The sequence below is a fragment of the Mycobacterium sp. SMC-21 genome (assembly GCF_045310825.1).
GTDB lineage: Bacteria > Actinomycetota > Actinomycetes > Mycobacteriales > Mycobacteriaceae > Mycobacterium.
This window is the reverse complement of the sequence record NZ_JBJIAO010000042.1, coordinates 17,208-43,693: the sequence shown is the minus strand read 5'-3', so window position 1 is coordinate 43,693 and position 26,486 is coordinate 17,208. Positions and strand designations below refer to the sequence as shown.

Annotated in this window: 24 protein-coding genes and 1 pseudogene; 11 read left to right on the top strand and 14 right to left on the bottom strand. The window is 64.9% G+C overall.

Annotation, left to right across the window (positions count from 1 at the left end; genetic code table 11):
• Together ACJH6H_RS25790 and ACJH6H_RS25785 are read left to right on the top strand one after the other, a co-directional pair.
• On the top strand, positions 1-199 hold a 199-nt coding region (locus tag ACJH6H_RS25790), incomplete at its 5' end, for a hypothetical protein (RefSeq protein ID WP_406776087.1).
• A 27-nt stretch (positions 200-226) separates the two neighbouring features.
• Positions 227-1,378, top strand: coding sequence for a DUF2235 domain-containing protein (locus ACJH6H_RS25785; RefSeq protein WP_406776086.1), 1,152 nt, complete (start codon positions 227-229; stop codon positions 1,376-1,378).
• A 34-nt stretch (positions 1,379-1,412) separates the two neighbouring features.
• Here ACJH6H_RS25785 and ACJH6H_RS25780 read toward each other — a convergent pair whose 3' ends face one another.
• From ACJH6H_RS25780 to ACJH6H_RS25755, 6 genes and pseudogenes are all read right to left on the bottom strand, one after another.
• Entirely contained in the window at positions 1,413-2,084 is a 672-nt protein-coding gene (locus ACJH6H_RS25780; RefSeq protein ID WP_212806773.1) for an HAD family hydrolase, read from the bottom strand.
• Between the two features lie 125 nt (positions 2,085-2,209).
• Entirely contained in the window at positions 2,210-2,950 is a 741-nt protein-coding gene (locus ACJH6H_RS25775) for a cutinase family protein (protein WP_212806774.1), read from the bottom strand.
• 178 nt (positions 2,951-3,128) lie between these two features.
• Positions 3,129-6,031, bottom strand: a pseudogene (locus ACJH6H_RS25770) (RND family transporter).
• Positions 6,028-6,453 carry an MmpS family transport accessory protein gene (locus tag ACJH6H_RS25765; protein ID WP_029105884.1) on the bottom strand — a complete coding sequence of 142 codons (426 nt, stop codon included), beginning with the start codon at positions 6,451-6,453 and terminating at the stop codon, positions 6,028-6,030. Before ACJH6H_RS25765 ends, ACJH6H_RS25770 begins: the two are co-directional and overlap by 4 nt.
• Before the next feature lie 241 nt (positions 6,454-6,694).
• On the bottom strand, positions 6,695-7,162 hold the full coding sequence (locus ACJH6H_RS25760) for a DUF5078 domain-containing protein (protein ID WP_406776085.1): 468 nt from the start codon (positions 7,160-7,162) through the stop codon (positions 6,695-6,697).
• On the bottom strand, positions 7,159-7,530 hold the full coding sequence (locus ACJH6H_RS25755; RefSeq protein ID WP_406776084.1) for a DUF732 domain-containing protein: 372 nt from the start codon (positions 7,528-7,530) through the stop codon (positions 7,159-7,161). The genes ACJH6H_RS25760 and ACJH6H_RS25755 overlap by 4 nt, the downstream gene beginning before the upstream one ends.
• A gap of 132 nt (positions 7,531-7,662) precedes the next feature.
• Here ACJH6H_RS25755 and ACJH6H_RS25750 point away from each other — a divergent pair, with 132 nt between their 5' ends.
• The 3 genes from ACJH6H_RS25750 (at position 7,663) to ACJH6H_RS25740 (ending at position 11,200) form a co-directional block, all read left to right on the top strand.
• Positions 7,663-8,334 carry a TetR/AcrR family transcriptional regulator gene (locus ACJH6H_RS25750; RefSeq protein ID WP_406776089.1) on the top strand — a complete coding sequence of 224 codons (672 nt, stop codon included), beginning with the start codon at positions 7,663-7,665 and terminating at the stop codon, positions 8,332-8,334.
• 82 nt (positions 8,335-8,416) lie between these two features.
• On the top strand, positions 8,417-9,256 hold the full coding sequence (locus tag ACJH6H_RS25745) for an ABC transporter permease (RefSeq protein ID WP_406776083.1): 840 nt from the start codon (positions 8,417-8,419) through the stop codon (positions 9,254-9,256).
• 90 nt (positions 9,257-9,346) lie between these two features.
• Positions 9,347-11,200, top strand: coding sequence for a putative bifunctional diguanylate cyclase/phosphodiesterase (locus ACJH6H_RS25740; RefSeq protein WP_406776082.1), 1,854 nt, complete (start codon positions 9,347-9,349; stop codon positions 11,198-11,200).
• Positions 11,201-11,208: 8 nt separating this feature from the next.
• On the opposite strand, the gene ACJH6H_RS25735 is transcribed toward ACJH6H_RS25740, so the two are convergent.
• The 3 genes from ACJH6H_RS25735 to ACJH6H_RS25725 are packed head-to-tail and all read right to left on the bottom strand — an operon-like array spanning position 11,209 to position 14,410.
• Entirely contained in the window at positions 11,209-11,880 is a 672-nt protein-coding gene (locus ACJH6H_RS25735; protein WP_244872787.1) for a class I SAM-dependent methyltransferase, read from the bottom strand.
• A gap of 38 nt (positions 11,881-11,918) precedes the next feature.
• A complete protein-coding gene (locus ACJH6H_RS25730) occupies positions 11,919-14,048 on the bottom strand; it encodes an Rv1355c family protein (protein WP_371824479.1) in 2,130 nt (709 codons plus the stop codon).
• Positions 14,048-14,410: a hypothetical protein gene (locus ACJH6H_RS25725; protein WP_212806778.1), complete on the bottom strand. Its 363-nt coding sequence runs from the start codon at positions 14,408-14,410 to the stop codon at positions 14,048-14,050. The genes ACJH6H_RS25730 and ACJH6H_RS25725 overlap by 1 nt, the downstream gene beginning before the upstream one ends.
• Before the next feature lie 13 nt (positions 14,411-14,423).
• Here ACJH6H_RS25725 and ACJH6H_RS25720 point away from each other — a divergent pair, with 13 nt between their 5' ends.
• Positions 14,424-15,788: a cytochrome P450 gene (locus ACJH6H_RS25720; RefSeq protein WP_406776081.1), complete on the top strand. Its 1,365-nt coding sequence runs from the start codon at positions 14,424-14,426 to the stop codon at positions 15,786-15,788.
• 104 nt (positions 15,789-15,892) lie between these two features.
• Here ACJH6H_RS25720 and ACJH6H_RS25715 read toward each other — a convergent pair whose 3' ends face one another.
• Positions 15,893-16,513: a TetR/AcrR family transcriptional regulator gene (locus ACJH6H_RS25715; RefSeq protein WP_406776080.1), complete on the bottom strand. Its 621-nt coding sequence runs from the start codon at positions 16,511-16,513 to the stop codon at positions 15,893-15,895.
• Positions 16,514-16,761: 248 nt separating this feature from the next.
• Here ACJH6H_RS25715 and ACJH6H_RS25710 point away from each other — a divergent pair, with 248 nt between their 5' ends.
• Complete coding sequence (locus ACJH6H_RS25710) at positions 16,762-17,469, top strand: dienelactone hydrolase family protein (protein WP_406776079.1); 708 nt, start codon at positions 16,762-16,764, stop codon at positions 17,467-17,469.
• Positions 17,470-17,482: 13 nt separating this feature from the next.
• Entirely contained in the window at positions 17,483-17,761 is a 279-nt protein-coding gene (locus ACJH6H_RS25705) for a WhiB family transcriptional regulator (RefSeq protein WP_406776078.1), read from the top strand.
• 5 nt (positions 17,762-17,766) lie between these two features.
• On the opposite strand, the gene ACJH6H_RS25700 is transcribed toward ACJH6H_RS25705, so the two are convergent.
• Together ACJH6H_RS25700 and ACJH6H_RS25695 are read right to left on the bottom strand one after the other, a co-directional pair.
• The gene (locus ACJH6H_RS25700; RefSeq protein WP_406776077.1) at positions 17,767-19,245 is read right to left on the bottom strand and encodes an APC family permease; all 1,479 of its coding nucleotides are present in this window, start codon (positions 19,243-19,245) and stop codon (positions 17,767-17,769) included.
• A 535-nt stretch (positions 19,246-19,780) separates the two neighbouring features.
• Positions 19,781-21,277 (bottom strand): gamma-aminobutyraldehyde dehydrogenase, encoded by a 1,497-nt coding sequence (locus ACJH6H_RS25695; protein ID WP_406776076.1) that lies wholly within the window; start codon positions 21,275-21,277, stop codon positions 19,781-19,783.
• A 114-nt stretch (positions 21,278-21,391) separates the two neighbouring features.
• On the opposite strand from ACJH6H_RS25695, the gene ACJH6H_RS25690 reads away from it, so the two are divergent.
• Both ACJH6H_RS25690 and ACJH6H_RS25685 read left to right on the top strand, forming a co-directional pair.
• Complete coding sequence (locus tag ACJH6H_RS25690) at positions 21,392-21,913, top strand: Lrp/AsnC family transcriptional regulator (RefSeq protein WP_212806785.1); 522 nt, start codon at positions 21,392-21,394, stop codon at positions 21,911-21,913.
• Complete coding sequence (locus tag ACJH6H_RS25685) at positions 21,910-23,295, top strand: aspartate aminotransferase family protein (protein ID WP_212806786.1); 1,386 nt, start codon at positions 21,910-21,912, stop codon at positions 23,293-23,295. The genes ACJH6H_RS25690 and ACJH6H_RS25685 overlap by 4 nt, the downstream gene beginning before the upstream one ends.
• A gap of 45 nt (positions 23,296-23,340) precedes the next feature.
• Here the strand turns inward: ACJH6H_RS25685 and ACJH6H_RS25680 are convergent, their stop codons facing one another.
• Complete coding sequence (locus tag ACJH6H_RS25680; RefSeq protein ID WP_212806787.1) at positions 23,341-24,279, bottom strand: SDR family oxidoreductase; 939 nt, start codon at positions 24,277-24,279, stop codon at positions 23,341-23,343.
• A 120-nt stretch (positions 24,280-24,399) separates the two neighbouring features.
• Between ACJH6H_RS25680 and ACJH6H_RS25675 the strand changes: the two genes are divergently transcribed.
• Positions 24,400-25,251 (top strand): helix-turn-helix transcriptional regulator, encoded by an 852-nt coding sequence (locus ACJH6H_RS25675; RefSeq protein ID WP_406776075.1) that lies wholly within the window; start codon positions 24,400-24,402, stop codon positions 25,249-25,251.
• Positions 25,252-25,349: 98 nt separating this feature from the next.
• Here the strand turns inward: ACJH6H_RS25675 and ACJH6H_RS25670 are convergent, their stop codons facing one another.
• A complete protein-coding gene (locus tag ACJH6H_RS25670) occupies positions 25,350-26,432 on the bottom strand; it encodes a copper resistance D family protein (RefSeq protein WP_346414538.1) in 1,083 nt (360 codons plus the stop codon).
• Between the last annotated feature and the right edge of the window lie 54 nt (positions 26,433-26,486).

Here is a 26,486-nt window from a genome sequence, read left to right as displayed (position 1 = left end):
TTCATCTTCGAGAGACCTCGACCCCTATCCCGGCAACGACGCGCCGATGACCTCTACACCCTCAACTGCGAAGAGCCTGTTTTGTGCGATCGACCAGAATCGGCACCCCAAAAGGCTATCGTTTTTGCGAGAAAGAGCGGGAGGCACCCGCGACGCACCGATATCGATGAGCATTCTTTTCGTCAATCTCTGGACCTGAGCCTGATCTCCGAGGAAGGAGCGACGGATGTCCAAACGACTGGTGGTGTGCTGCGATGGCACCTGGAACACCCCCGACCAACACACCCGTGGGACGCCCAGCCCGACCAACGTCACCAAACTCGCATTGGCGATTGCACCTCGCGACCTGAAGGACCGCGAGCAGCGCATGTTCTACCACCGCGGCGTTGGGACCAGCCGGTACGAACGAATCCGCGGAGGTGCCTTCGGCCTCGGGCTGGCCCGCGATGTCCGCGACACGTACCACTTCCTGGTCGAAAACTACGACCCCGGCGACGAACTGTTCTTTTTCGGCTTCAGCCGAGGCGCCTTCACCGCCCGCAGCACCGCCGGGTTTGTCCGCAATTGCGGAATCCTGCGTCGCGAGTACGCCGACAAGATCGGCGAGGCGTACAGCTTCTATCGCGGGCGCAGCAGCACGAGCCACCCCCGGAGCATCGAGGCGACCCTGTTCCGCAGCTCGTACTCGCACGACCCGGACATCCACTTCATCGGCGTCTGGGACACCGTCGGCGCGCTCGGCATCCCGCTGAACGGGCTGCGCCTGGTCAACTTCTTCAACCGGCGCTTCCAGTTTCACGACACGGCGCTGAGCACCAAGGTCCACGGTGCGTTTCAGGCGCTGGCGATCGACGAGAAGCGAGGGCCCTTCCGGCCCGCGGTCTGGGAGCAGGCATCGGACGCACCCGAGACCCAGCGCGTCGAGCAGGTGTGGTTCGCCGGTGTGCACTGCGACATCGGTGGCGGCTACGACCCGCCCGGTCTCAGCGACATCACCCTGCCGTGGATGGTGGGGCGTGCACAGGAGTACGGCCTGCACTTCGAGCCCGGCGCCTTCGAGTATCGGGAGTGCGCGTACGCCCCACCACCGAATCCGACTGCGACCAGGGCCGACCGCACCTCGGTGCATCCGGACCCACTGCAACTTCCGCAGAACTCACGCACCTTGTTCTATCGGCTCATCCCGCCCTATATCCGTCCGATCGGCGCGACTGACTGGGACCGCGAAGCCATCGCCTCGACCGCGCTCGAACTCCATGAAGTGAAGCCGCACTACTACGAACCGAAAAATCTCGTCGCTTACATCGGCGGCCCGCACAACACGGAGAAGATCGGGGTGCCGACAGGGTGGCGACCTCCGATCGAACCGCCCGAATAATCCTGACCGCAGGCGTGTCTCGCCGCGACGTCGCTCAGCCGAGCAAGGCTCCGATGGCGCTCTCACGCAGATGGGCCAGCAGTGCGCCGGGGCCATCGAAGACCTCAGCCATTCCGGCGGCACGTAATTCATCGCCGCCCACTCCACCGGTCAGGAGACCGATCGACGTGACCCCCGCCCGCGCACATGCCTGCGCGTCCCAGACCGCGTCCCCCACAAACACCGCCTGCGCCGGACCGACGCCGGCCTTGTCGAGTGCCACCTCGATGATGTCGGGCTCAGGCTTGGCCGTATCCACGTCGCCGGACATGGTGACCGCCGAGACCACGTCGTCACAGTCGAGGACCCCGCGCGTCAGCTCCAGCTCGTCCTCAGGCGCCGACGTGGCCAGGACGACCTGCAGACCCCGATCAGCGACTCCGTGCAAGAGCTCGCGTGCGCCCGGCAACGGCCGCATCAGTCCCGCGGACTCGCGGTAGTAGCGGCTGTGCAGCTTCTTGAGTCGTTCCTCGGTTTCATCGGACACATCGGGACACAAGTCGTGGACCAGCGACGTCCCATCCATTCCGATGCACCGGTGCACGCGCCATGCCTGCACCAACAGGTCTTCGTCGGCGAATGCGCGCAGCCACGCATGTACGTGCAGATAGTTCGTATCCACCAACGTGCCGTCGACGTCGAACAAGACTGCTGGGTGTGCCGTCATACCCTCGGGAGTACCCCCGATCAGCGCGTCCTACGCCAACCCGGATGATCGGCGTCGACGCACGTCTTACCCGACGGCCGCCGGTCCGCGAATCGCCGTGGTAGTACCGCGATTACGCCGGTTGACTAGTTGACCCCGGCAGCCTGAGCTGTCGGTTGCGCCGGCTTGGCCGTGCCCCCGACCCGGCTCGCCACGTAGTCCGCGGCGCTGTCGGTGAGCCCCCGCGCCTGGTATGCACCGTGGGCACCCTGGTCGCCGCCGGTCGGCGAGCACACCGGATCCTCCGGGATGCAGATGTCATCGGTCTTGCCGACGTAGCGCGGACCGACGGTGATCGGCGGCGCGCCGGTGTAGATCATCTGCAGGAAGCCGCTGGACGGCTTTCCGAAGAGGACCACCCCGGCCACGCGATCGGCCACCGAAGCCGGCATCGGCCCGCTCAGCCCGGGCGGCAACGTGAAGCCCTGCGGCACGCTGTCCTCGGTGATGTACGCCGCGACCGCCGCGCCCTGCGAGTAGCCACCGAGCACGACCTTGGTGTTCGGGCAGGCGCTCGCGGTCGCCATGACCTTGTTCTTCGCGTCGATCACGCCGTCGGCGGCGGTCGCGAAATCAAGGGACGCAGGGTAATTGACGGCGTAGACGTCCACCGACTTCCCCGGCGTCCGGGCGCGGAGCGCATCCACGAACGCCTGCCCGACACCACCCACACCGGCGGGCTCGAAGGTGCCACGGGCGAATACCACCTGTACGTCCGGGCACGCCTCCGCAGCGGCACTGCCGGACCCGGCGACGCCTGCGGCAACGCCCGCGCTTGACAAGACGACTGCCGCACAGGCAGTAACCCATCGATTATTTCGGTTCATCTAGACCGCCCCAACTCGACCTGAAACCCGTAACGGGACAGACACTGGCCCCGGTTCTCCCATTTACTGTCTACCCGATCTGGATTGGTCAAACCACCCACCGCAGGTGATCCACCTCACGCGCATGACGGTCGGCGCCGCGAAATCGACTGTCGTGAAGCCGAACTCATCAACTGCATCAGACGGACGCCATGTCGGATTCGCGTGGGATCGGCTTCGGCCACGGCTGCGGAATCGGGCGCTGACGCACGCGCTGCGGCCACCAGAACCAGCGTCCGAGCAGGCTGGCGATCGACGGCGTCATCAGTGACCGCACCACGAGGGTGTCGAACAGCAGACCCAGACCGATGGTCGTGCCGACCTGGCCGATGATGATCAGCTTGCTGACCGACATGGACATCATGGTGAAGGCGAACACCAGGCCCGCCGAGGTGACCACCGAACCGGTGCCCACCATGGCGCGGATGATGCCGGTGTTCAGCCCGGCGTGGATCTCTTCCTTGATCCGGGAGACCAGCAGCAGGTTGTAGTCCGCACCCACCGCCAGCAGCACGATGACCGACATCGGCAACACCATCCAGTGCAACGGAATACCCACGATGTGCTGCCACAGCAGTACCGACAGACCGAAGGCCGAGGCCAGGCTGAGTACCACGGTGCCGACGATCACCGCCGATGCGACGACCGCACGGGTGAGGACCAACATGATGATGAAGATCAGGATCAGCGCCGCAGCCGCGACGATCATCAGGTCGTAATCGGCACCGATCTGCATGTCGTTGTACATGGCTGCGCTACCGCCGAGGTAGATCGAGGAGCCCTCGAGGGGCGTGCCCTTGATCGCGTCGGCCGCGGCGACCTTAAGCGGTTCGATGCGCGAGGTGCCCTCCTGCGTCAACGGGTTGCCCTGGTGAATGATGGTGAACCGCACCGCATGGCCGTCCGGCGACATGAACAGCTTGAGGCCGCGCTGGAAATCTGCGGTCTCGAAGGCTTCCGGCGGCAGGTAGAACGAATCGTCGTTCTTGGCCGCGTCGAACGCCTCGCTCATTGCGGTGCCGGTCTTCTGCATCGCGATGGTCTGGTCCTGCTGCGCCTTCTGCATCTGGTACTGGTTCAGCAGCACCTGCTTCTGGTGCTTCATCGACGCGATCTGCTTCGGCATCGTCGCGACCATCTTGGGCATGAGGTCGGCCATGCGCTGCATGTCGGGAACGATGGCCTGGAAGTCATCGGACATCAGGCTGATGCCGTCGATGCTCTCGAAGACCGACCGCATGGACCAGCACACCGGGATGTCGAAGCAGTGCGGCTCCCAGTAGAAGTAGTTGCGCATGGGCCGGAAGAAATCATCGAAGTCGGACAGGTGATCTCGAGTGTCACCCATGTCATCCGAGGTGGTCTTCATCTTGTCGGCCATGCGCTGCGAGACCGCCGCCAGATCTTTCTGGACGCTCATCATCTCGGTCATGGCGTCGATGCTGTTCTGCAGATCGTCGGCCTGCGAGAGCAGATTGTCCAGGTTGGTCTGCATGTAGTCGTTGTTCATGAGCTGCGTGGAGCCGCTCTGTCCGACCGTGTACGGGATCGTCGAGTGCTTGATCGGGTCACCGTCAGGTCGGGTGATGGTCTGCACCTGGGCAATTCCGTGCACGTTCTTGAGCGCCTTGGCGATCTTGTCGATCACCAGGAAGTCCGCCGGGTTGCGCATATCGTGATCGGACTCGACCATCATCAAATCCGGGTTCATCTTGGCCTGCGAAAAGTGCCGGAACGCAGCGTCATAGCCGACGTTGGCGGGGATGTCCTTGGGCAGGTAGATCCGGTCGTCGTAGATGGTGTGATAGCCCGGCAGCGCGATCAGGCCCACCAGCGCCGCCACCACGGCGCCGACCAGGATGGCACCGGGCCAGCGCACCGTCGCGGTGCCGACGCGGTGCCAGCCGGCGGTGCGCGTGTTCTTTCGGGGCTCGAGGACCCGGCGGAAGCGGGTTGCGACCGAGATCACCGCGGGTCCCAGGGTCAGCGCCATCGCGACCACCATCACCATGCCGATGGCCAGCGGGAAGCCCATGGTCTGGAAGTACGGCAACCGGGTGAAGTGCAGGCACAAGGTGGCGCCGGCAATGGTCAGGCCCGAGGCCAGCACCACATGCGCGGTGCCGTGAAACATGGTGTAGTAGGCCGATTCTCGGTCCTCGCCGACACGTCGCGCTTCCTGATAACGCCCGATCAGGAAGATGACGTAGTCCGTCGCGGCGGCGATCGCCAGCGTCACCAGCAGGTTGGTGGCGAAGGTGGTCAGCCCAAAAACGTTGTGGTAGCCCAGAAATGCCACCAGACCGCGCGCCCCGGAGAGTTCGAGCACCACCATCACCAGCACGAGCAAGGTCGCGATGACGGATCGGTAGACCAAGAGCAGCATGACCGCGATGACGCCGAAGGTCACCAGTTCGATCAGCTCCATGCTCTTGTCACCGACGACGTTCTGATCGGTGCTGGTCGCCGCCGGACCGGTCACGTAGGCCTTCACCCCTGGCGGAGCAGGGCTTTCGGTGGCGATGTGGCGCACCGCGGCGACCGACTCGTTGGCCAGCGTCTCACCCTGGTCACCGGCGATGTAGACCTGCACGTAGGCCGCTTTGCCGTCGCGACTCTGAGCGCCCTTGGCGGTCAGCGTGTCGTGTCGCCCCAGAAGTCCTGGACGTGCTGTACGTGGGTGGTGTCGGCGCGCAGATCGCTGACCATCTTGTCGTAGAACGCGTGCGCGTCGGCCCCCAGCGGACGATCGCCTTCGAGCACGATCATCACCGAACTGCTGGTGGTGTACTCGTCGAACACTTTGCCGACACTCTTGGTGGCGATCATCGAGGGCGCGTCATTCGGGCTCATGGACACCGCGCGCAGCTTGCCGACTTCCTCGAGCTGCGGGACGACGGTGTTCAGCGCGGCGATGACCCCGATCCACGCCAGGATGATGAGCACCGCGAACCGGCGGATGAACCGCGGTATCCCCTTGTGCCCCTTGTTCTCCGCCACCGGGATGGCGTCGGTCTGGGCCTCGTCGGCCGGCGCGCTCATGCGGCCTTCACAAAGCAGAAGGTTTCGGCGTTCATACCGGTGGCGGTCCTCTCTTCTTTGACCACGTCATCCACACTGACCCGGCAGCTGATGCTGTTGCCGTCGCCCTGGGCCAGGATGTTGGGCTGTACAGAAGGCAAGGTGGTCGACAGCGTCAACGTCCACGGCAAAGACACCCCCGCGGCGCGCTGCGGCTTGCCTTCGAGGTCCATGTAGTTGATGGTGGCCGTGCTACCCGTGCCGTAGATCTCGTACTTGACGAACTTGGGGTTGAAGTCCTCGGCGTTGTCCGAGCTCTTCTCGGTGATCACGACGGGATTCGACCCGAACACCTGTCGCACATTCGACACGATCACCACGCCGCCGGCGACCGCGACGATCACCAGGAGCGGTAGCCATGCCCGCCGAAACACTCTTGTCATCGCTGCCTTCTCCAGAAGTTGCCGACCGCGCGGTCGTCGGGCATGGGCAGGCACACCGCCGTTGATGCGCCCCCGGACATCTAGCTAGGTAACCTAACGGAAAAAGTGGATAGAGTCCATCCATTTAAATGTCGTCTTCGTTACAACCTGGCGCGGGCCCGCCGCATTCCTGCCACGCGCAGGCAAATCTGATTCCCGCCGGAAAACCCTTGGTCAGCAGCGAAATTCAGACGAAAATCACTCAGCTGTTGGAGGCGAAGTCCCAGACCTGCATGTTGCCGGCGGGATAGCCCATGCAGACGTCGGTCGCCTTGGCGACCACGCCCTTGTTGTTGAAGAAAATCTTGGCCCAGTTGCCCCAGTGGGTGGCCACCTGCTCGTAGTAGACGTTGGTGGCGGTGTCCTCGGAGTACTGCCGGCGGCCGACCGGGTCCAGAGAGAAGAACCAGTGGATGCGGTCCTGCGCCATCTGCTGGATATCGGCGGGGCGATTGTTCCGGTCGATCATGTAGCGCTGGTAGTACACCGGGCTGGTGTCACGCACCGCCTGTAGGTACTGCTCGGCATCGCAGGTGGTGGTGATGATGCGGCGCGGGATCGGGTAGTCGTCGGTCGCGTCGGCACCGGCCGGCGCGGCAAGGGGCAGCGCGGTCGCCGCCAGGCCGACCACCACGGCGGCCAATCCGATACGGAACGATCGAAGCGTCATGCGCGAGCTCCTGTCTGCGGCCGCTGCGCGGCGGCTTCCAGCACCGACCGTTTGCCCGGGCAATAGAAATCTATTGCGGCACTGAGGAATTGCCAGTTCTGTTGAGTGGCGTTCTGCCGCGACAGGTTGGTGGCGACGAACTTGGCCGACTGATAAGCGTCGTGGTCGACGTTGTTACTCAGCCGCTGGCACGCGATCTTCCCCAGCCAGGCGTTGTAGTCCTTCGGGCCGTAGATGCCGTAGGTGTGCAACTGGTTCGCGAAGTCGGTGTCGGGATCGGCATGCGCAGGTCCGGAACCGGACACCGCCACGACGATTCCGACAGCGGCGGCGGCCAACACAGGTACGGCCCGGTGGTGTCGTGTCATGCGGCGCGCCTCCCGATCGCGGATCACCACGATCGTCCAGCCGGTCGCAGCGTCCGGCCTGAAACTATTCCGGTAAGTGGATGAAGTCAATCCACTTACCGCCATGGTGTCCCGGATTACACTGCGGGGGTGATGGCCCGTCCGACCACAGATCGACCGTTGCGCAAGGATGCCGTGCGCAACCGGCAGCGCGTGATCGACGCGGCCCGCGACCTGTTCGCGACACAAGGCCTCAGCGCCACACTCAACGAGGTGGCGCACCACGGCGGAATCGGCGTCGGCACGGTGTATCGCCGGTTCTCCACCAAGGACGAGCTGATCGAGGCCATCTTCGAGGACGCGATCGACGAGGTCGCCGCCATGGCCGACACGGCATTGGAATTCGAGGACTCTTGGGCAGGATTCACGTGGTTCGTCGAACAGATGGGGCAGCAGACGGCCACCGATCGCGGCCTGCGGGAAATCCTGTACGGCAAGGGCGGTGGGGGCAACCGGGTGGAAGCGGCGCGCACCCGCCTGGTCCCGAAGCTCGCGAAACTTGTTGAGCGGGCCCAAAATGACGGCTATTTGCGCCCTGGCATCTCCGAAAGTGACATGCCGATCCTGGGCCTGTTGGCAGGGACGGTCAGTGAATTCGCCGGGCACGTCGACGCCGACCTGTGGCGTCGGTACGTGGCCATCTTCCTCGACGGTCTGCGCGCTCGCGATGGACAGGACCCGCTGCCGGTCGATGCCCTTGACGAGGACCAGGCCGCTATCGCCATGACCACCTCACCGCCGGGATCGTGCTTCAGCAAGGAGTAGCGGCCCGCGGGCTACAGAGACCAGTCGCGGTTTTGTTTTGAGGCGGCTGGTGGCCGGACGTGCCGCCGGGGAAACTCGAGACATGCGCGGCGCCGAACCTCTGCTGACACCCATGCTCATCATCGTCTGCGTCGTGATGGCCGTCGTGGCGGCCGCGGTGAACCGCTTGGCGCTCAACGGATCCGTGTGGGAGGCGCCGAGCGCCGCGGCGCGGGCAGCACTTCAGCTGGCTGCGGTATCGACCGTGCTCGCCGTCGCATTGCAGCGGATGTGGTCGTCGATGCTGGTTCTCTTGCTGATGTTCATCGTCGCCTCGATCACTGCCGCTCGTCGCAGTCAGGCACAGCGCGGGGCCTGGTGGCTGACCGTCGCCCTCGCCGCCGGCATGGTCATGGTGATTCCGCTACTGACACTCAGCGGTGTGGTGCCGTTCAACGGTGTCGCGGTGGTGCCGGTGTTCGGCATCGTGCTGGGCGGAACGATGACCGCATCGGCGGTGGCGGCGCGGCGTGCACTCGATGCGCTGACGCAGCGCGCCGGCGAGGTCGAAGCGGCTCTCGGTCTCGGTATGTCAGAACGTTTCTCGCGGATGTCGGTCATCGAGCGGCCACTGTCGGACGCCCTGCTGCCCAACCTCGATCAAACCCGCACCGCCGGACTCGTCACTCTTCCCGGCGCATTCGTCGGGGTGCTGCTGGCGACCGGCTCGGCCGCACAGGCGGCGGCGGTTCAGGTCCTGGTACTCGTCTCACTCTTGCTCGCGCAGGTCTGCGGCGTCGCAGTCGTCGGGGAACTCGTGGTCCGAGGCAAGATCGCCCGGTCGAACGACGCGATCGCGCCGCCTCGCAGCGCGGGCCCCGTCGTCGCTCTTGCCCGCAGACTCGGGGCGGGCAGGCCGGAACCCTCCACAACAGGACCATAGTCAGGCGGGTTCAGCGGCGCCCGAGACCTGCAGGGGTGGCTCGTAGCGACCTGTACACCGTTTTACCGGTTCGTTAGTTACGGTGATGACGTGCTGAGAGCCCTCAACGAGCTTGTCGACAGGGTGACGCGCACCCTGATGGCCGTCGACGCGGACAACTACGTGGCCGCCAGCGAGCAGGCACTGACCGACGTGGCAGCGCATTTCGGTTTGGATGTGGCGTTTCTGCGGCACAACGATCACACCATCGGCGCGACGATCCTGATCGCTCAATGGCCGATCAGGACCTATATCCCCGACCCGGATCCGATCGGAACCGTCTACTTCAAGGATGCCGATCCGGTCTTCGCGATGGCCGAACATGTCGCAGAACCGGTGATCCTGCGGCCGGCGGCCGAGCCGGACGAATTCCAGCAGCGCATCGAGGAAGGCACCACCGTGCCGGTCATCTCGATGGCTGCCGTGCCGATGAACGTCACCGACACGGCGGAACCAGATTGCTTCACCACAACCGGCACACTGGGCTTCATCAAATACGGCGACCGGCAATGGCTGGACGAGGAGATCACCGCGCTCAAGGTCATCGCCACGATGTTCGCCCACGTCAAGGTGCGGGTGGAAACACTCGCATCGATCAAACACCTTGCCGAGCATGATGACCTGACCGGATTGCGCAACCGCCGAAGCCTGCTCGACCATCTCGATCAACGACTCGCATCGGGTGAGCCTGCCCCTGTCGCGGCGCTGTACATCGACCCCGACCAACTCAAAGCCGTCAACGATCTGCTGGGCCACGAGACCGGTGATCAGGTTCTCGTCGAGCTCACCCAGCGGTTGAGCGAGTACGCGGCCGGCGAGGCGTTCTTGGCTCGCCTCGGTGGGGACGAGATCGTCGCGGTGCTCAACGCGCCCACATCACTCGCCGATGCCCAGGCCTACGCCGAACGGCTGCGCGAGACGCTGGCCGCGCGACTGATGCTGGGTTCGTCGTACATCAGGCACCGGGTGAGTATCGGTGTGGCCGTGGGGATTCCAGGAGCCGATTCGGTGTCGGACCTGCTCCGGTATGCCGAGCACGCGTTGACCGCCGCCAAGGCCGCGGGTGGCAATACCGTGATCGCGTTCAGCGACGAACTCGCGGCGCAGTTCTCGTTCCAGACCGACGTCGAAGTGCATCTGCAGGACTGCATCGACAACGGCGCGTTGTTCCTCTACTACCAGCCCGAGGTCGATTTGCGCAGTGGCGAACTCGTGGCGATGGAAGCGGTGGTGCGATGGAATCACCCGACCCGCGGACTACTGCTGCGTGAGGAGTTCATGCCAACGGCCGAGGCCACCAACTTCGGCGGTGCTGTGGGGCGCGAGGTGTTGCGGATGGCATGCGAGCAGTTTCGACGTTGGCGAGCTGAGGGTTTGGCCCAGAACGTGATGCTCCGGGTGAAGCTGTCACCCGCCCAGGTGCTGACTGCCGGGTTCACCGAACATCTCGCCGCGACGCTCGCGCAGTTCGAGGTTCCGGCGGGTTCGCTGTGCTTGGAGCTGCCCGAGGACCTGTTGGTCACCGAGGCTCAACTGTGCGGCCAAATCCTGTTGGAACTGAAGCAGATCGGGGTTCAGCTGGCGTTGGACAACTTCGGCACCGGGTACAGCTTTCTGCCCAGTTTGAAAGAGCTGCCCATTGATTCGTTGAAGGTCGGCCGCGGGTTTGTCCAGACGCTCGACCATGACGACGAGAACGCCTTGTTCGTCCAGTCGATCGCTCTCCTGGCCGACGCGTTCGGGCTCGAACTGACCGCCGACGGGCTGGAGACCGAGTCCGCGGCGCAAAAACTCATCGCCATGGGTTACCGTCGCGCGCAAGGGCTTCTGGTGTCCGGTCCGGTCGACGCGGACACCATGGGGCAGCTCCTGGCGGCGCCGGTGCTGCGCACCCCGGCGCCGTGATTGCCCGGTCAGACTTTCCGAGCGGTCAGCAGCAATGCCGGTAGGTGCACGCGGCCGGCGTCGTCGACCGGGAAGTTGTGGGGCGGCAACCCGGGGATGTCGGGGAGTTTGACAGCCACGAACGACGCCTGCGTCGCCACGTCGGACCAGTGCGCCGCGACGGCGTCGCGGACTTCGGCTTCGGTCACCTGGTTCGGGATCGGGCACGGCGAATCGGCAGGCAACGCGTCCTTGGTGAACACCAGCAGGTACAGCACGGCACCAGCAGCGGCGGCCTCATGGATACCCCGCAGGTAGTCGTCGCGCGCTTCGACGGGCAGTGAGTGGAACAGGGTGCAGTCGATGACGGTGTTGAACTGCTGGGTGAGGCCGAGGGCACCGATATCGCGGAGATCGCCCTGCAGGAATCGGGCCGTGGTCAGGCCGCGGTCGGCTGCCGCAGCAGCGGCCTGCTCGATCGCGACCGTCGACAGGTCGATGCCGGTGACCTCGAAGCCCCGCTCCGCCAGGGCGAGCGCGACATCGCCCACGCCGCACCCGGCGTCGAGGACGGGTCCGGTGACTTTGCCGGCGTCGATGAGAGCGAGGATTTCCGGCTGCGGTGCGCCGATGTTCCATGGCGGCGGTCCCATGAAGATTTCGTGGCGGTATGCGGCGTCCCAGTCCATCACTTCGCTCATGGTGACCAAGAGTAGTTGGGTGTGCTGCCAACTCCCCGTCAGTCGCGCAGCACGACGCGCTCGTCGCTGCGCCGGCTGGTCACCGCCGGCGGCGCCGCGACGGTGAGTCGCAGGATCAGCGCGATCCTCTCGTCCGCGTCGATGCCGGCGAGGTCGACGAATTGGCGTTGCAGAATCCCGAGTTCGCCGGCGAAGCGAGCGGAAAGCTTGGTGAGATCGGCCGTATCGTGGGCGAACAGCCAGACCGGCGAGATCGGCTGTACGGCCAGGCCGCGCTGCTGCGCATGCACCCACACCGCCTCCGCGGCCGAGCCGCCCGCGGCATAGTCGCGCAGTGCACCACCGGTGACGGTGACGATCGCCAGAGCCGAACTGGCGTGCACCCGGCCGCGCATGTCGTCACCCAGTGCTTCACCGGCGTTCCAGTCGGCCAGTTGAGCCATGACTTCCGGCCGGCGCAGCAGCTCGAGCATGACCAGCCCGCCATCGCCCAGTCCGAGGCTGTGCACGTCGATCCCGGCGTCCGGATCGGGATCGCCGGGCCAGCGCAGCTCGGCGATCATCTCCTGATGCAGGTGGGGGGTCAGGAACCTGATCCGGTCGGAAGCGCCCAAAATCTCTGCCGCTGCGGCGATCTCGCCTGGCGCGGTGATGAGTCGCAGCCGCCCGCCTTCGCATTCGGCAGCAGCCGACAATGCCCCGGCAACCTCGTCGGCCAGGGGCGTGGGAGTGCCTTTGTCGCGGTTGGTTTCGCGCGCGAGCACCGCGCCGTACAGGTCGGCGAGGTCCGGGTTGCCGCCCTTGCCGTACCAGAGTGTCGCGTGCAGCGGTGACCACGACCCGTGGGCCGGCTCGTCGACGGTTACCGGGCCGAGGATGCCGTGGTGGGCGGCGGCAACCCGAGCATTGAACACCGCGGCGCCGACGGCGACGGCGCTCCCCCGGAATCCGACATCGATGGTCGGGCTGTATTGCGGGGCAAGGCAGATCGCGATCTCATCTTCGCCGGCCTCGATCAACCAGGGCTGAACATTGCCGCCCGACGGCGCGCGCATCGCGGCGATCGCAACCTGGCCGGTGAGGCTGGTGGCGGAGAGCGGCTCGTGCGCGGGCGTGGTGGGCCGCGGCGCGCCCATCGACGGCTCGGCGAGTTGGTCCAGCGATGACCCGATGTCGATGCGGCCGCGCCCCGAGCGCAGTTCCTCGCCAAGTCCGATACGCCGCACCGCCTCGGCTATCGCAGACGCCCCGATGATGACCTCCGAGGCCACCTGCGGCCAGGTGGCCAAGGTCCGGTCGAGTTCGATGAGCGACGCCGCGGTGCGCGGTGAGAGCTTTTCGGCTTCGAGGTGGCGCAGGATGTGTGCCACCTTCTCCTTGCTGCTCATGCCGGGCAGCAGGCCGATGTCGAGCGGGCCGAGCAGGCCATGGAGGATCGGGCGGTCAGGTTCGTCGTCGAAACGTTCGACGTCGATGATGCCGCGGTCGCTGGTGGCCATCAGCACCGGGATGCGTCGATGCCGGGCGGCCACCCGCGCGACGGCCTTGATGTCGAGCGAATCGCATTCTTCGACAAAGACATTGAGCCCGTCGACGAAGTCATCGACGGTCTCGGTGGTCAGGCCCTGATGGAATACCTCGACCGGTAGGTACGGGTCGAGTTCGGCGATGCGGCGCGCCGTGGCGACAGCCTTGTTGAGTCCGAGGTCGAACACGGTGGCCGGTATCCGATTCAGGTTCGAGAGCTCGACGCGGTCGAAGTCGGCCAGACGCAGTCGCCCGCACAAGCCTTGGGTGGCCAGGGTGTGGGCGATGACATGCCCGACGCTCAGGCCCGCCACACCGACAGTGAGTTCGGCCAGTCGGGTCTGCTCCCCCGTGGTGATGCTGTTGCGATTGCGGTCGAGGCGCAGTGCCTTGAAGCCGGCCGGACCCAGGATCGAGACGAGGGTCCGTCGCCACGGGTACCAGACCCAACGGGCCGGTTCGTCCAGGAGTGCGGCAGCGGGTTGGGGGCGCAATCGGCGTAGGTTGTCCAACTCGGGCCCGTAGTGGTCGAGGACCTGGACGTGCGGGTCCGACCGGAGAAGATCGAGTGTGGTCGCGGCTGCCGGATTGGCCGGGTCCAGAATTTGTGGGCGATATTCGTTCGGATCAGTTGGTTGCACTATTCGGCTCCAAGTTCTGTGCATTGCCTGGCTGCGCCATTCGGGCCGTCTGTACGCTGCGGAATGGGCCTGGGGGGCAGTTCGTCAGTGTCGCCGACCAGCCACAGGAGAAACCCGTTGATGTGGGCGCTCAGGCACGAATCCACTTCTGCTGCAGCGGCTATCGCGCGTTTGCGCAGCGCCTCGTCGGCGCGGTAAATGCCGGCGGGCACTCGGTGCTGGCTCGGCATTTCCTCACTATCGCATAGGTGGATATCCACCGTCGAGACTGATAACGTCGGCCCGTAGAAATACGGGGCGTGGCCAGGGGGAATGAATATGCGCGCTGCGGCGGCGACAATCTCGATTGACGACAGCGTCACGGATTAACGCAACATGGTCGACCAATCACGCCCGGACGTCGCGTCACTACCGCTACCACCGGTGAATCCGCTGCCTCGCAAACAACGTCTCGCCGCGTGCCGTTCCTTCCACACCGGCACCGATGTCCTGCGCGACGCCGGCGGCCCGGTCACCCGCTTCACCCTCGCGCCGAAGTGGCTGATGCCTCCCCTGGTCGTCGTCACCTCCCCGCAGGGCATCCGGGACACCGTCACCTGCCACGACGGCTCGATCGACAAGACCAGCGACGTCAGCCAGGAGCTCGAGCGCATCATCGGCGCCAACCTGTTCGTCGTCGACCATGAGCACTGGCTGCCGCGCCGACGCACGATCCAGCCCGTGTTCACCAAGCAATCGGTCGCCGAGTTCGGTGGCCACATGTCCGAGGCGGCCGAAATGGTCTGCGCCAGTTGGGACGACGGCGCCGAGATCGACTTGGACGCCGCGGCCCGACGGGTCACGATGCGCGCACTCGGCCAGAGCGTGTTCGGGGTCGACCTGAGCGATCATGCCGAGTCGATCGACGCACCGATGCGCGTGGCCGTCTCCTATGCGGTGTCTCGGGCGATCAACCCGGTGAGCTTGCCGCGCTGGGTTCCCACCCGGGCGCGCCGGCGTGCGTACGCGGCGGCAGCGACGATCCGCAAACTCGCGCTGGATGTGGTGAAGGCATGCCGGGCCGATCCTGAGATGAACGCGCCTCTGGTGCAACAGTTGATCGCGGCGAAAGATCCCGACACGGGTAAGCCGTTGTCGGACTTGGACATTGCCAACGAGCTGCTGATCTTCATGTTCGCCGGCCAGGACACGACCGCGACCACGATCGCGTACGCACTGTGGGCGCTGGGCCGTAACCCGGAGATGCAGGACCGTGTCCGTCAGGAGGCGTCCCGATTCGGCGACCGCGAACTGACTCCCGATGATGTTGCCGGCTTGGGATACACCATCCAGGTGCTCAAAGAGTCGATGCGGTTGTGTCCGCCCGGGGCAACAGGTTCACGGATGGCCACTCGCGATGTCGCCGTGGCCGGGTACCGGATTCCGGCCGGCACGATGATCGTCATGGGCCGCATGTCTGTGCACCGTGACCCCAGCCTGTGGGACAGGCCGCTGGTGTTCGATCCGGAGCGATTCACCGAAGCGAACAGCCGGGGTCGTAACCGCTGGCAGTACATCCCGTTCGGCGGCGGTCCACGCGGCTGTATCGGCGACCATTTCGCGATGCTGGAAGCCACGTTGGCCCTGGCAACCATCGTGCGTTACGCCGAAATCGATTCTCTCGATGACGAATTCCCGATGGTGGCCCCCTTCACGCTCGTGGCCGGAGGACCCATCCGGGCCAGGATCAAGCTGCGCTGACCAACGGCCGCCCCTTGGTGAGCGGGCGGTCCTGCGAGCAGTCTGAGTCGAGCCGGCCGACAACCCCTCGTATGTCGGCCGGCTCAACCCGTTGAATTCGTGGTCTACTCCACGGCGCGGAGTTGGCCGTGCCGGATAAGTGCGGTGACGGCTTCGTCCCAGCGGCGCAAGTTCTCAGGTTCGAGGAAAGCACCCGGGATGTGTCGCTCGATGTGCTTTCGAAACAGGATGGTTCCCGCGCGCACAATCAGCGGAAGCAGCGCACCCCACTCCGGGTCAAGGTCTTCACGGGTCAGCCCCATCTTTTCGAAGTGGACCCGCTGCGCCTCACTGATGGCGAACATGCCGTCAAAGATGGTTTCGCCCACGCCTTCGGGTTCGAGCATCTGCATGCAGATGTACTCGAGCACGTGCGGCTTCTCCGACATGACCTCGGTGAAGCGATGCCCCATGGCGACCAGCGATTCCTCTGGCGGAGCGTCGGGGTTCTGAATCTTGGCGGCCAGCGCGTCGATCGCATGATCGTCGACTGCGGCGATCAGATCTTCTTTGGCCTTGAAATGGTGTTGAACACGCCCGACGCTGACGCCCGCCGCGTCGGCGACGTTTTTCAGCGTCGCCGCCTGCGTCCCGCGTTCCGCGAATACGGTCAGCGCAGCCTCGATGATCATCTCGCGGCTGGTGGGTTTGGCCGGTTCGCGTCGACGTGTGAACACGGTCTCCATGCGAGTAGACAATACATGGAACTCGTGTCACGATTCGACTGTATCGGCAACCAATATCAAAAACTTGGCTAACGGTACAGACATATCGGTACGGCCGGTTGCGTATCGCCGCAAACTGGAGGGCCAAGCCCACACCGCGAGGCAAACGCCGCAGTCAGGAAGAGATCAGGAAACATGACCGATTCGGCATTGCGCGCGCCAGGCGGCCAGCCGAACGCAGGTGCCACGACACAGCGAACGAGAATCTGATGCCGGCGATCACCTACCCGGCCCCTACGGGTCCCGTTCCCGGATATCTCGCGGCACCCGACGGCGCCGGGCCGTGGCCCGCGGTGGTCGTCATCCAGGACGTCCGCGGACTCACCGCCGACATCCGCCGCAGCGCTGACAAATTCGCCGAAGCCGGCTATCTGGCGTTGGCTCCCGACCTTTACGGCGGACACAAGCCCAAGATCCGATGCGTCGCCAAGACCATCCGCTCACACTTCACCGGCGAAGGCCCGGCTTACGACGACATCGAGGCCGCCCGTTCCCACCTTCTGGCCGACCCACGCTGCAACGGCAAGGTCGGGATCGCCGGCTTCTGCATGGGCGGGGGCTTCGCCCTCGTCGTCGCCGCGCGCGGCGCATACTCAGCGGCCGCATCCATGTACGGCCTGGCCCCCAAGGACATCGACAGCCTGGAGCGATCCTGCCCGGTCGTCGCGAGCTACGGAGCCAAAGACCGAATCGTGAAAAAGGGTGCGGCCCAACAACTTCAAACCGTCCTGGCGCGCGCCGGCATCGCCCATGACGTCAAGGAATATCCCCTTGTCGGCCACGCCTTCATGAACGACTTCGGCCTACCCCGCGTTCTCAAACCCGTGGAAACCCTTGCCCGAATGGAGTTCTCGGAGTTGGAGGCCGAAGACTCCTGGCAGCGGGTCTTCGCGTTCTTCGAAGACCATCTCACCTGACAGATCACCAAACATGACCGCAATACTGCAGAAGTCAGCTATTCCGTCGCCGATGCCGCCGTGCACGCTTGATCCGGACCGGTGGGTCAACGCCGGGAACGACGCCGAGGTGAAGGCGTTGTGCCGCTCATGCCCGCGCCGCGCGCGTTGCGCCATCGAGGCCATCAACACCCCGGGCATCTCTGGCGTCGTTGCCGGCGTGCATGTACCCGATGGGGGCCGCCCCCGCGCTTTCGCCCTGCGTCAGCTGCGAGCGGTGGCGGCCCTCACCGGGATGTCTGAAACACCCTGACTACCTCACGCGAGTTCAGCCGGCTCGGGCGCCGGCTCCGCATCCACCGACGATTCCCGGGTCTGCCTGCGGGCAATGCGGGCCGGACCAGCGACGTACCACGCGGCCGCGGCGAGCAGCACCGCAAGGAAGATCCACGGCATCAAGGCTGCCGGCCAGGCCGGGAGTGGATACACGTTGCGGTAGAAGACGTACCCGAGGCAACCGGTGACAGTCATCCCGATGATGACGGCGGCACCGATGCCGGCCTGTGGCGCCAGGCGCCGCACCAGAATCGGGATACCCAGTCCCATCAGCATGTAGGCAACCATGTAGCCGAAGGTCCCCAGGGTTCCGGTGTAGGAATACACATCGAGTTCGTTGATTCCGCTGAGCCCCAAGCCAAGTGCTGCGGCCAGGGCAGCCACGCTGAGCAAGATGATCGCCACATGCGGGGTCTTGCGGATGGGATGTGTCGCCGCCATCTTGCTGTGCACGAGCTGCGACTCCCCCATCGATCGCAGTACCCGACTGGCCGCTGTCAGTGAGCCGGTCACGCAGGCGAAGTTCGAGGCCACCGCGCCCAGATCGATGCCCAACGCAAGCCAGTGAAAGCCAAGGCCATCGGCCAACGTGTTCAACGGCGTTGCATCGGCGGCCAGGTTGTCGGCACCACCGAATCCGACAATCTGAGCGTAAGATGCGTACAGGTAGAGCGCGCCGGCCAGGAGCGCACTGCCCGTGACGGCCCGCGGGATCGTCCGCTGTGGGTCCTTGGCCTCGACGGACAAACACGCAGCCGACTCGAAGCCGACGAAGCCCAGGGTCGCCAATACCATGCCGCTGACCACCTGTTGCACCGTGATGCCGGTGGGCATGAGCGGCGCGAGGGTGAAGCCATGATGAAGTAGAACCATGGTGCACACCAACAGAATTGCTCCGATTGAGAGCACCTCGAGCACCACGCCGGTCCATGCGGAGATCCGGACGCCGCGGATCATCATCCAGGCCGCGCAGACCACACACAGGATTTCCAAAACCACCGTCACCGAAATCGAGGTAGCGGGCGCGCCGGCACTCACCGGTGGAGCCACTCCGAGAAGGGGTTTGGTGTACTGCGAGAATTGGGCGACGCAGCCGACGGAGATGAGCAGATACCCGAGAGCGAGACCGGTCGAACCGACGAACCCGACAGCTCTACCGAACGCGGCGGTGATATGTGAGAGCAGGTCCTCCCCCGGCCGCAACCGCGCGGCCCGGGACACGCACCAGCCCACCAAGAGCAGCACGCACAAGGAGACGGCGTAGGAATACAAGGTGCCTGCGCTGGCGCTGGCTGCCACAAGCGTTGCGCCGGAAACCATCACGGCACTTGGCGCGATACCGGCCGTCGATTGCGCGACGAGCTCGACACCGCTCATACTGGCGGCCGCAAGCCCGGTATCCGCATTCTGCTGAGCATCTCTGAGTTCCTCGAGCCGCTCGACATTGGATATAGACGGCATAGATCGGCCTCCTCATGGTGATTGGTCGGTCCACGAACACGGCGCGGACCGCATGCCGGCTACAGTGCCGACGGCTGGGGTGTGGGCTAAATGACCTAGCGGGGCAACCGCTTTCGGTTCACCAGGCAACTTTAGAGTCGGGTTGTTACGAGAAGTGACGACGAATGTTAAAAGCGCCGACAAATACATTCGTCATTCACACTGAATGACGCGGCATTGGACAGCGGAGACCGGTATCGCGTAGATGTGTATTCGCGGCGAGTCGGCGCAAGCTTCTGCAGATACAGAAAATTCCGGCTATTGCCCGGTGCTGGAATCAGCGAGCCGACTGTAGTTCCGAGCCGCATACCGAATAGCGTTGTAACACAGAATATCTGGAAAGTTATCGTGGATCTCGGGCGACTTCAGAGCACCCGATGACAGGTGAGCCCGGCGCGTCGTTGTGACGCCCATTCGCAAACTCTGCATTTCCCTGTAATTCATCGATAAGAATATTTCACAGGGCTTTGACAGCTACGACTGCCGTCAGCGTGAACTACTTCCTATTGGCGAAGATGATGCGGTGCCATTCTTTTTCGGCGAGCGAGGTGATGTCGCTCATCACGTGCTTGATGGTCAGGTATTCCTCGAACGAATAGGCACTCATGTCTTTGCCGAACCCGGAAGCACCGAAACCGCCGTGCGGCATTTCGGAGATGATCGGGATGTGGTCGTTGATCCACACGCAGCCCGCCTGGATTTCGCGCGATGCCCGCTGGGCTCGGTACACGTCACGAGTCCACGCCGAGGCCGCCAACCCGTACTCGGTGTCGTTGGCCTGCCGCAGCGCGTCGTCATCGTCGATGAAGGGCCGCACGGTCAGCACGGGACCGAAAATCTCGTCGCGGTAGATCTCGGAGTCTTCCGCAACATCGGCGATCAGGGTCGGCGGGTAGAACGTACCGGGACCCTCGGGCATGGTTCCGCCCGTCACGATCCGGCCGCCCTGCTGCTGGGCCCGCTCCACCATGCCGGCGACTTTGGTCCGGTGTGGCGTCGAGATCACCGGTCCCAGATCGGTATTCGGGTCGTGCGGGTCGCCGGTGACGACCTTGCCGAACAGTTCGGCAACTCCGGCCACAAAGTCGTCGTACAACGGTTGCGCCACGATGGCGCGGGTCGCCGCGGTGCAATCCTGGCCCGTGTTGATCAGCGATGCCGCCACCGCACCATGGATCGCGGCATCCAAGTCGGCGTCATCGAAGACCACGAACGGAGCCTTACCGCCGAGTTCGAGCTGGGTGCGGTGGCCATGGACGGCCGCAGCTGCCATCACTCGTCGCCCGACCGCTGTCGAGCCGGTGAACGTCACCATGTCGACATCGCGATGCCCGGCAAGGGCTGCGCCGACGTCCGCGCCCAGCCCGGTCACGACATTGAACACACCTTCGGGCAGCCCGGCTTCGCCGGCCAACCGGGCCAGCGTCAGCGTGGTCAGCGGGGTGATCTCGGCAGGCTTGATCACCACGGCACAACCAGCCGCCAACGCGGGCAACGCCTTCCAGACCGCCATCTGCAGCGGGTAGTTCCACGGCGTGATGGTCGCGACCACCCCGACAGCCTCGCGCCGGATGCTCGACGTGTGATCGGCCGAGTACTCGGCACTGGCCTTGCCCTCGAGGTGTCGGGCGGCACCGGCGAAAAAGTCGATGTTGTCGACGCTGCCGGGCACGTCGAAGTTCGCCGCCAGCCGGACCGGTTTACCGGTCTGCCGCACCTCCTGATCCACGAGCTCGTCGGCGTTCTCGGCGGCCAGTTGGGCCAGCCGCGCCAGAACCGTGGCCCGCTCGGCCGGAGTTGCCCGGGCCCAGCTCGGCTGTGCAGCGCGGGCCGCAGCTACTGCGGTGTCCACATCGGCGGGTGTCGCCAGCGCATATGAGGCCACGACAGCACCTGTCGCCGGATTGATGATGTCGAACGGATTGCCGTCCGTCGTCACGATCTTTCCGTTGATGAAGCTACCTGCGACGACCTCGCCTCCACCTGCGCTCACGATCTAGCACGCTACCCCAAGACTGCTGCGGTTTCCACTCGAAATCACGCTTCCTACGACTGATTCCGTCGTACATGTTGTTCTGAACGACGAAATCCGTGCACAATTGACGCCATGGCCATCTCCGATGCACCGCCTGATGCCGCTGCGCTGCCTGCGCGAAGTAACCAATCTCGGGGCGGTGCCGCATTCCAGCTCGACGAGCTCTCGAAAGAGATCATCGAGCAACTGCAGCAGGATGGCAGGCAGTCCTACGCCGCCATCGGTAAAGCGGTCGAACTATCGGAAGCGGCCGTGCGCCAACGGGTCCAGCGCATGATCGACTGCGGCGTCATGCAGATCGTCGCCGTGACCGACCCCGTTCAAATGGGCTTCGGACGCCAGGCCTTGATCGGCGTTCGCTGCACCGGCGACACCACCAAGGTCGCCGACAAACTCGCCGCCATCGAGTCTGTCGATTACGTAGTGCTGACCGCCGGCACCTTCGACATCATCATCGAAGTCGTCTGCGAAGACGACGGCCACCTGCTCGACCTGCTCAACAGCAAGATCCGAGCCGTGCCCGGGGTGTTGTCCACCGAAACGCTCGTCTATCTCAAACTCGTCAAACAGCAATACAACTGGGGCACGCGATGACCACAATCAATGCAGCACAATCACTTTCAACCGACTTGGCAGCCAAGGCCAAGCGGCATCTGTGGGGCCATTTCGCCCGCCACGGGGCCGACATCACCCCGCCCATCATCACCCGCGGCGAGGGCGTCACCATCTTCGACGACCGCGGCAAGAGCTACATCGACGGGCTTTCGGGCCTGTTCGTCGTACAGGTCGGGCACGGCCGCGAAGAACTCGCGGCCGCCGCTGCCCGGCAGGCCGAGCAACTGTCCTTCTTCCCGTTGTGGTCCTACGCAACGCCGACCGCGATCGAACTGGCCGAGCGCATCGCCAACTATGCGCCGGGCGACCTGAACCGAGTCTTCTTCACCACCGGCGGCGGCGAAGCGGTCGAGAGTGCCTGGAAGCTGGCCAAGCAGTTCTTCAAGCTGACCGGGAAACCCGGCAAGCACAAGGTGATTTCGCGTTCCATCGCGTACCACGGCACGCCGCAGGGTGCGCTGGCGATCACCGGCATCCCGGCTTTCAAGGCGCCGTTCGAACCGCTCACCCCCGGCGGCTTTCGCGCGCCGAACACAAACTTCTACCGGGCGCCCGATGCCTACGCACACGACCCGGAGGCCTTCGGCCGGTACTGCGCCGACCGCATCGCCGAGGCCATCGAATTCGAGGGCCCCGACACCGTCGCCGCAGTGTTCCTGGAGCCGGTGCAGAACGCGGGCGGCTGCTTCCCGCCGCCACCGGGATACTTCCAACGCGTCCGGGAGATCTGCGACCGGTACGACGTCCTCCTGGTGTCCGACGAGGTGATCTGCGCCTACGGCCGCATCGGCTCGATGTTCGCCTGCGACGATTTCGGCTACGTCCCCGACATCATCACCAGCGCAAAGGGTTTGACGTCCGGCTACTCCCCGATCGGCGCGATGATCGCCAGTGACCGCCTGTTCGAACCCTTCAACGACGGCAAGACGATGTTCGCCCACGGCTACACCTTCGGCGGACACCCGGTGTCGTCGGCGGTGGCGCTGGCCAACCTCGACATCTTCGAGCGCGAGGGCATCAACGACCATGTCAAAGCGACCGCCCCGGCTTTCCGGGCAACACTCGAGCAGCTGTACGACCTGCCGATCGTCGGCGACGTCCGTGGCGAGGGATTCTTCTACGGCATCGAGCTCGTGAAAGACAAGGCCACCAGGGAGACCTTCAACGGCGAAGAGTCCGAGCGCCTGCTGCGCGGCTTCCTGACCCCAGCGCTGTGGGAGGCAGGTCTGTACTGCCGCGCCGACGATCGCGGCGACCCAGTGATCCAGCTGGCTCCGCCGCTGATCAGTGGGCAGAAGGAGTTCGACGCGATCTACGACATCCTGCGCACCGTCCTCGACGAAGCGGGGCGACGCCTCTAGACGGCTCTGTCCCGAACTCTTGGCTGCCCGAACAGATTTGGGTGGCTACCCGCCGAAATGGGTGCCGGTCAGATCTTCGGAAGCCGTCCAGACGCGGCGGGCTTCGTCTTGGCTGCGGATTCGGCTGTAGGGCTTCTGTTCGGCGGGTGCACCACCAAGATGCATGAACCCCTTGGGCCCGTACAGCTTTCCGCCGGCATTCGGTGTGGTGGCGGCCATCAGAGCGGGGAGCTTCGCGGTTTCGACAGTTCCGACGATGAGGCCCACTGCTGAGGCTCGCCGGATGAGCCTGACACCGAGAGTATCGCCGTTGCGGCCGATCTCGGGGCGCACGGCGAGCAGGCTCGTGGGGGCGACGCCGGGGTGGGCGAGATTGCTGGAGATCCCCCAGCCGAGCTCGCGGCTGCGCCGATCAAGCTCGAGGCCGAACAATCCGAACGCGATCTTGGACTGGCTGTACGCACCGAAGCCGTTGTAGGACTTCTCCCAGTTGAGGTCGTCCCAATTGATTGATCCGCGGTTCGCCGCAATGCTGATCTGCGAGGTCACACGGGCTTTCCCGGCGCGCAGAAGCGGCAGTAGGTGCGCGACGAGGGCGAAGTGTCCCAAGTGATTGGTGCCGAACTGCAGCTCGAACCCGTCGGCCGTCATCTGCCTGGCGGGCGGTGTCATCACGCCGGCGTTGTTGACGAGTAGGTGAATCGGCCGGCCGTCGTCAAGCAGGCGCTGGCTCAGGCTCGCAACCGATTTGAGGGATGAGAGGTCGAGTGGCTCGACTGACACTCGAGCGTTGGGTGTCTCGTTGCAGATCGTGGCAACTGCGGCGTCGGCTTTGACGGGATTGCGCGCGGGGAGGACAACCTCGGCGCCGGCCGCAGCCAGGCGACGAGCTGTGCCAAGGCCGATGCCGTCGGTACCGCCGGTCACCACGGCGCGGGTGCCGGTGAGGTCGGGCAGGGTGATATCGATCGGGGCGCGATGCATGGGGTTCCTCCATCAGGTGTGAACTCCACAGTCACACCCGCGGGAACCCGTATCCAGGGATCGGCGATCCCTGGATACGGGACGGAGTGGTCGTACTGTGATTGCGGAGAGGAGACGCAAGTGATCGACCGGGCCGGACTCGCCGAATTTCTCAGGCGCCGCCGTAGCGCACTCCAGCCGGAAGACGTCGGACTACCGCGAGGGCAACGTCGGCGCACTCAAGGTCTGCGGCGCGAGGAGGTCGCGGCGCTTTGTCACATGTCCACCGATTACTACACGCGCCTCGAGCGCGAACGAGGTCCACATCCGTCGCCACAGATGATCGCGGCGATAGCCCAAGGCCTACATCTGAGCCTTGACGAGCGCGACCACCTCTTCCGACTGGCAGGCCACCACGCCCCGCCCCGCGGTGCTACCGGCGACCACATCACCCCGGGGCTGCTGCGAGTGCTGGATCGATTGTCAGACACTGCGGCCGAGATCGTGACCGAACTCGGCGAATCCCTGCGACAGACACCGCTGGCAGTCGCGCTGACCGGGGACGCGACGAAGTTCACCGGCCCCGAACGCAGCATCATCTACCGATGGTTCACCGACCCCGCGAGCCGAGAGATCCATCCCGTAGACGACCACGCATTCCTGTCGGCGATGTACGCATCCGGGTTGCGGGCGAGTCTGGCCCTGCGCGGCCCCGATTCCCGTGCAGCGTGGTATGCCGACATGCTCCTCGCGCGCAGCGAAGAGTTCCGCGGATTGTGGGAAGACCATGCCGTCGGGATTCGGCCCGAGGAGGCAAAACGCTTCCTTCACCCGCAGGTTGGGCTGCTCGAACTCACCTGCCAATACCTCGTCGACCCCCAACAGTCCCACCTGCTCCTCGTGTACACCGCCCAGCCGGGCTCGGAGAGTTACGAGAAGCTGCAACTGCTCGCCGTCGTCGGAAACATCGCCATCGACAACCAATTCGGCTGAGCGCACTACCAGGTGGGCCGAAGTCGCCGGTCGTCGAGACGGCGACTTGCCAAGGCCTGCCCTCGGTAGTGACGAGTTACCATGCAGATTGCGGAGTTTCACATCAGTTCGCTGTCACGGGGCTTCGCGCCAAGCCGGAGTGCGAGGGCCACCAGCAGGACGAGGACCAGACCGGTAGCGGCAGCGTTCATGTCGAACGGTCCGGCGTTGGGCCAACCGGCCTCGGACCGCGCAGATCCGCGCAGGAAAGGCACAATCGCGAAAACCGCGACCACAATTACGCTTTCGCCGACCACCACTACCGGGAAGTGCTCCACCGCGATCCGCCACGCGGTGCGATTATCGCAGTCACGCTGCGCGGCGCGGATGCGTGGCAACAGCACACGCACGTTGTAGGCCCCCGCAGCCATCAGCAGCGCAACGCATATCAGTTTGAGTCCGAGCGCGCGGCCGTACGGTGTGGTCAACAGCTGAGTCGGGGTACCGACGTGGGTCCACGTCATCCAGGTTCCGCTGATGATCAACGCCCCAACCGCATACAGCGCAACGACACTGAAACGCTCCCAGAGACGCCGCCATTCATCGGTAAGGGCTGCGGCACTCTCGCGGACATCGCTGTTGCCGGCCGGGCGTCGCCCCATCACCGCCACCGTGGCCAGCACGATGAGGCCCCCGGCCCACAGCAGGGCGCCAACCACATGGGCGATCGTCAGCACGACGCTGGGCAACGCATGCGCCGTCAACGTCCGGCTGATCAGCTGCGGTACGACCGCGGTCAGGACAGCGCAGCCGGCCACACCGATGCCGGCCGAGCGTGACGGATGCCACCGGACCCAGAGCAAACCTCCGATGGTCAGCAAGTAGAAAAATGACTGCACGACAGCGATTTCGCCCGACCCGAGCCAACCACCGCGCGCGGGTGGGGCCGTGATGAATGCAGATACTGCCTGCCATGAGAGCGCCTGCACGAGTCCGGTTTTCGCGAACGCCGCCACCGCACTCAGGTGATGCAGGACCGACGTCGCAAAAACCAGGGCCGCCACCGGAAGCGCGAGGCGACCCAGCCGCCGTGCCAGGATGCCGTGGGCAGAGCACGGACTGACCAGCAAGGCCATGCCCACACCGATTCCCGTGGCACTGGCCAGTCCGATGTCATAGAGGACCTGCGTGACCACGGCCATTGCGCTCGGAGACGGAGGTGTCATGGCTCAACCCACCACCACGGGAGCGTCCGA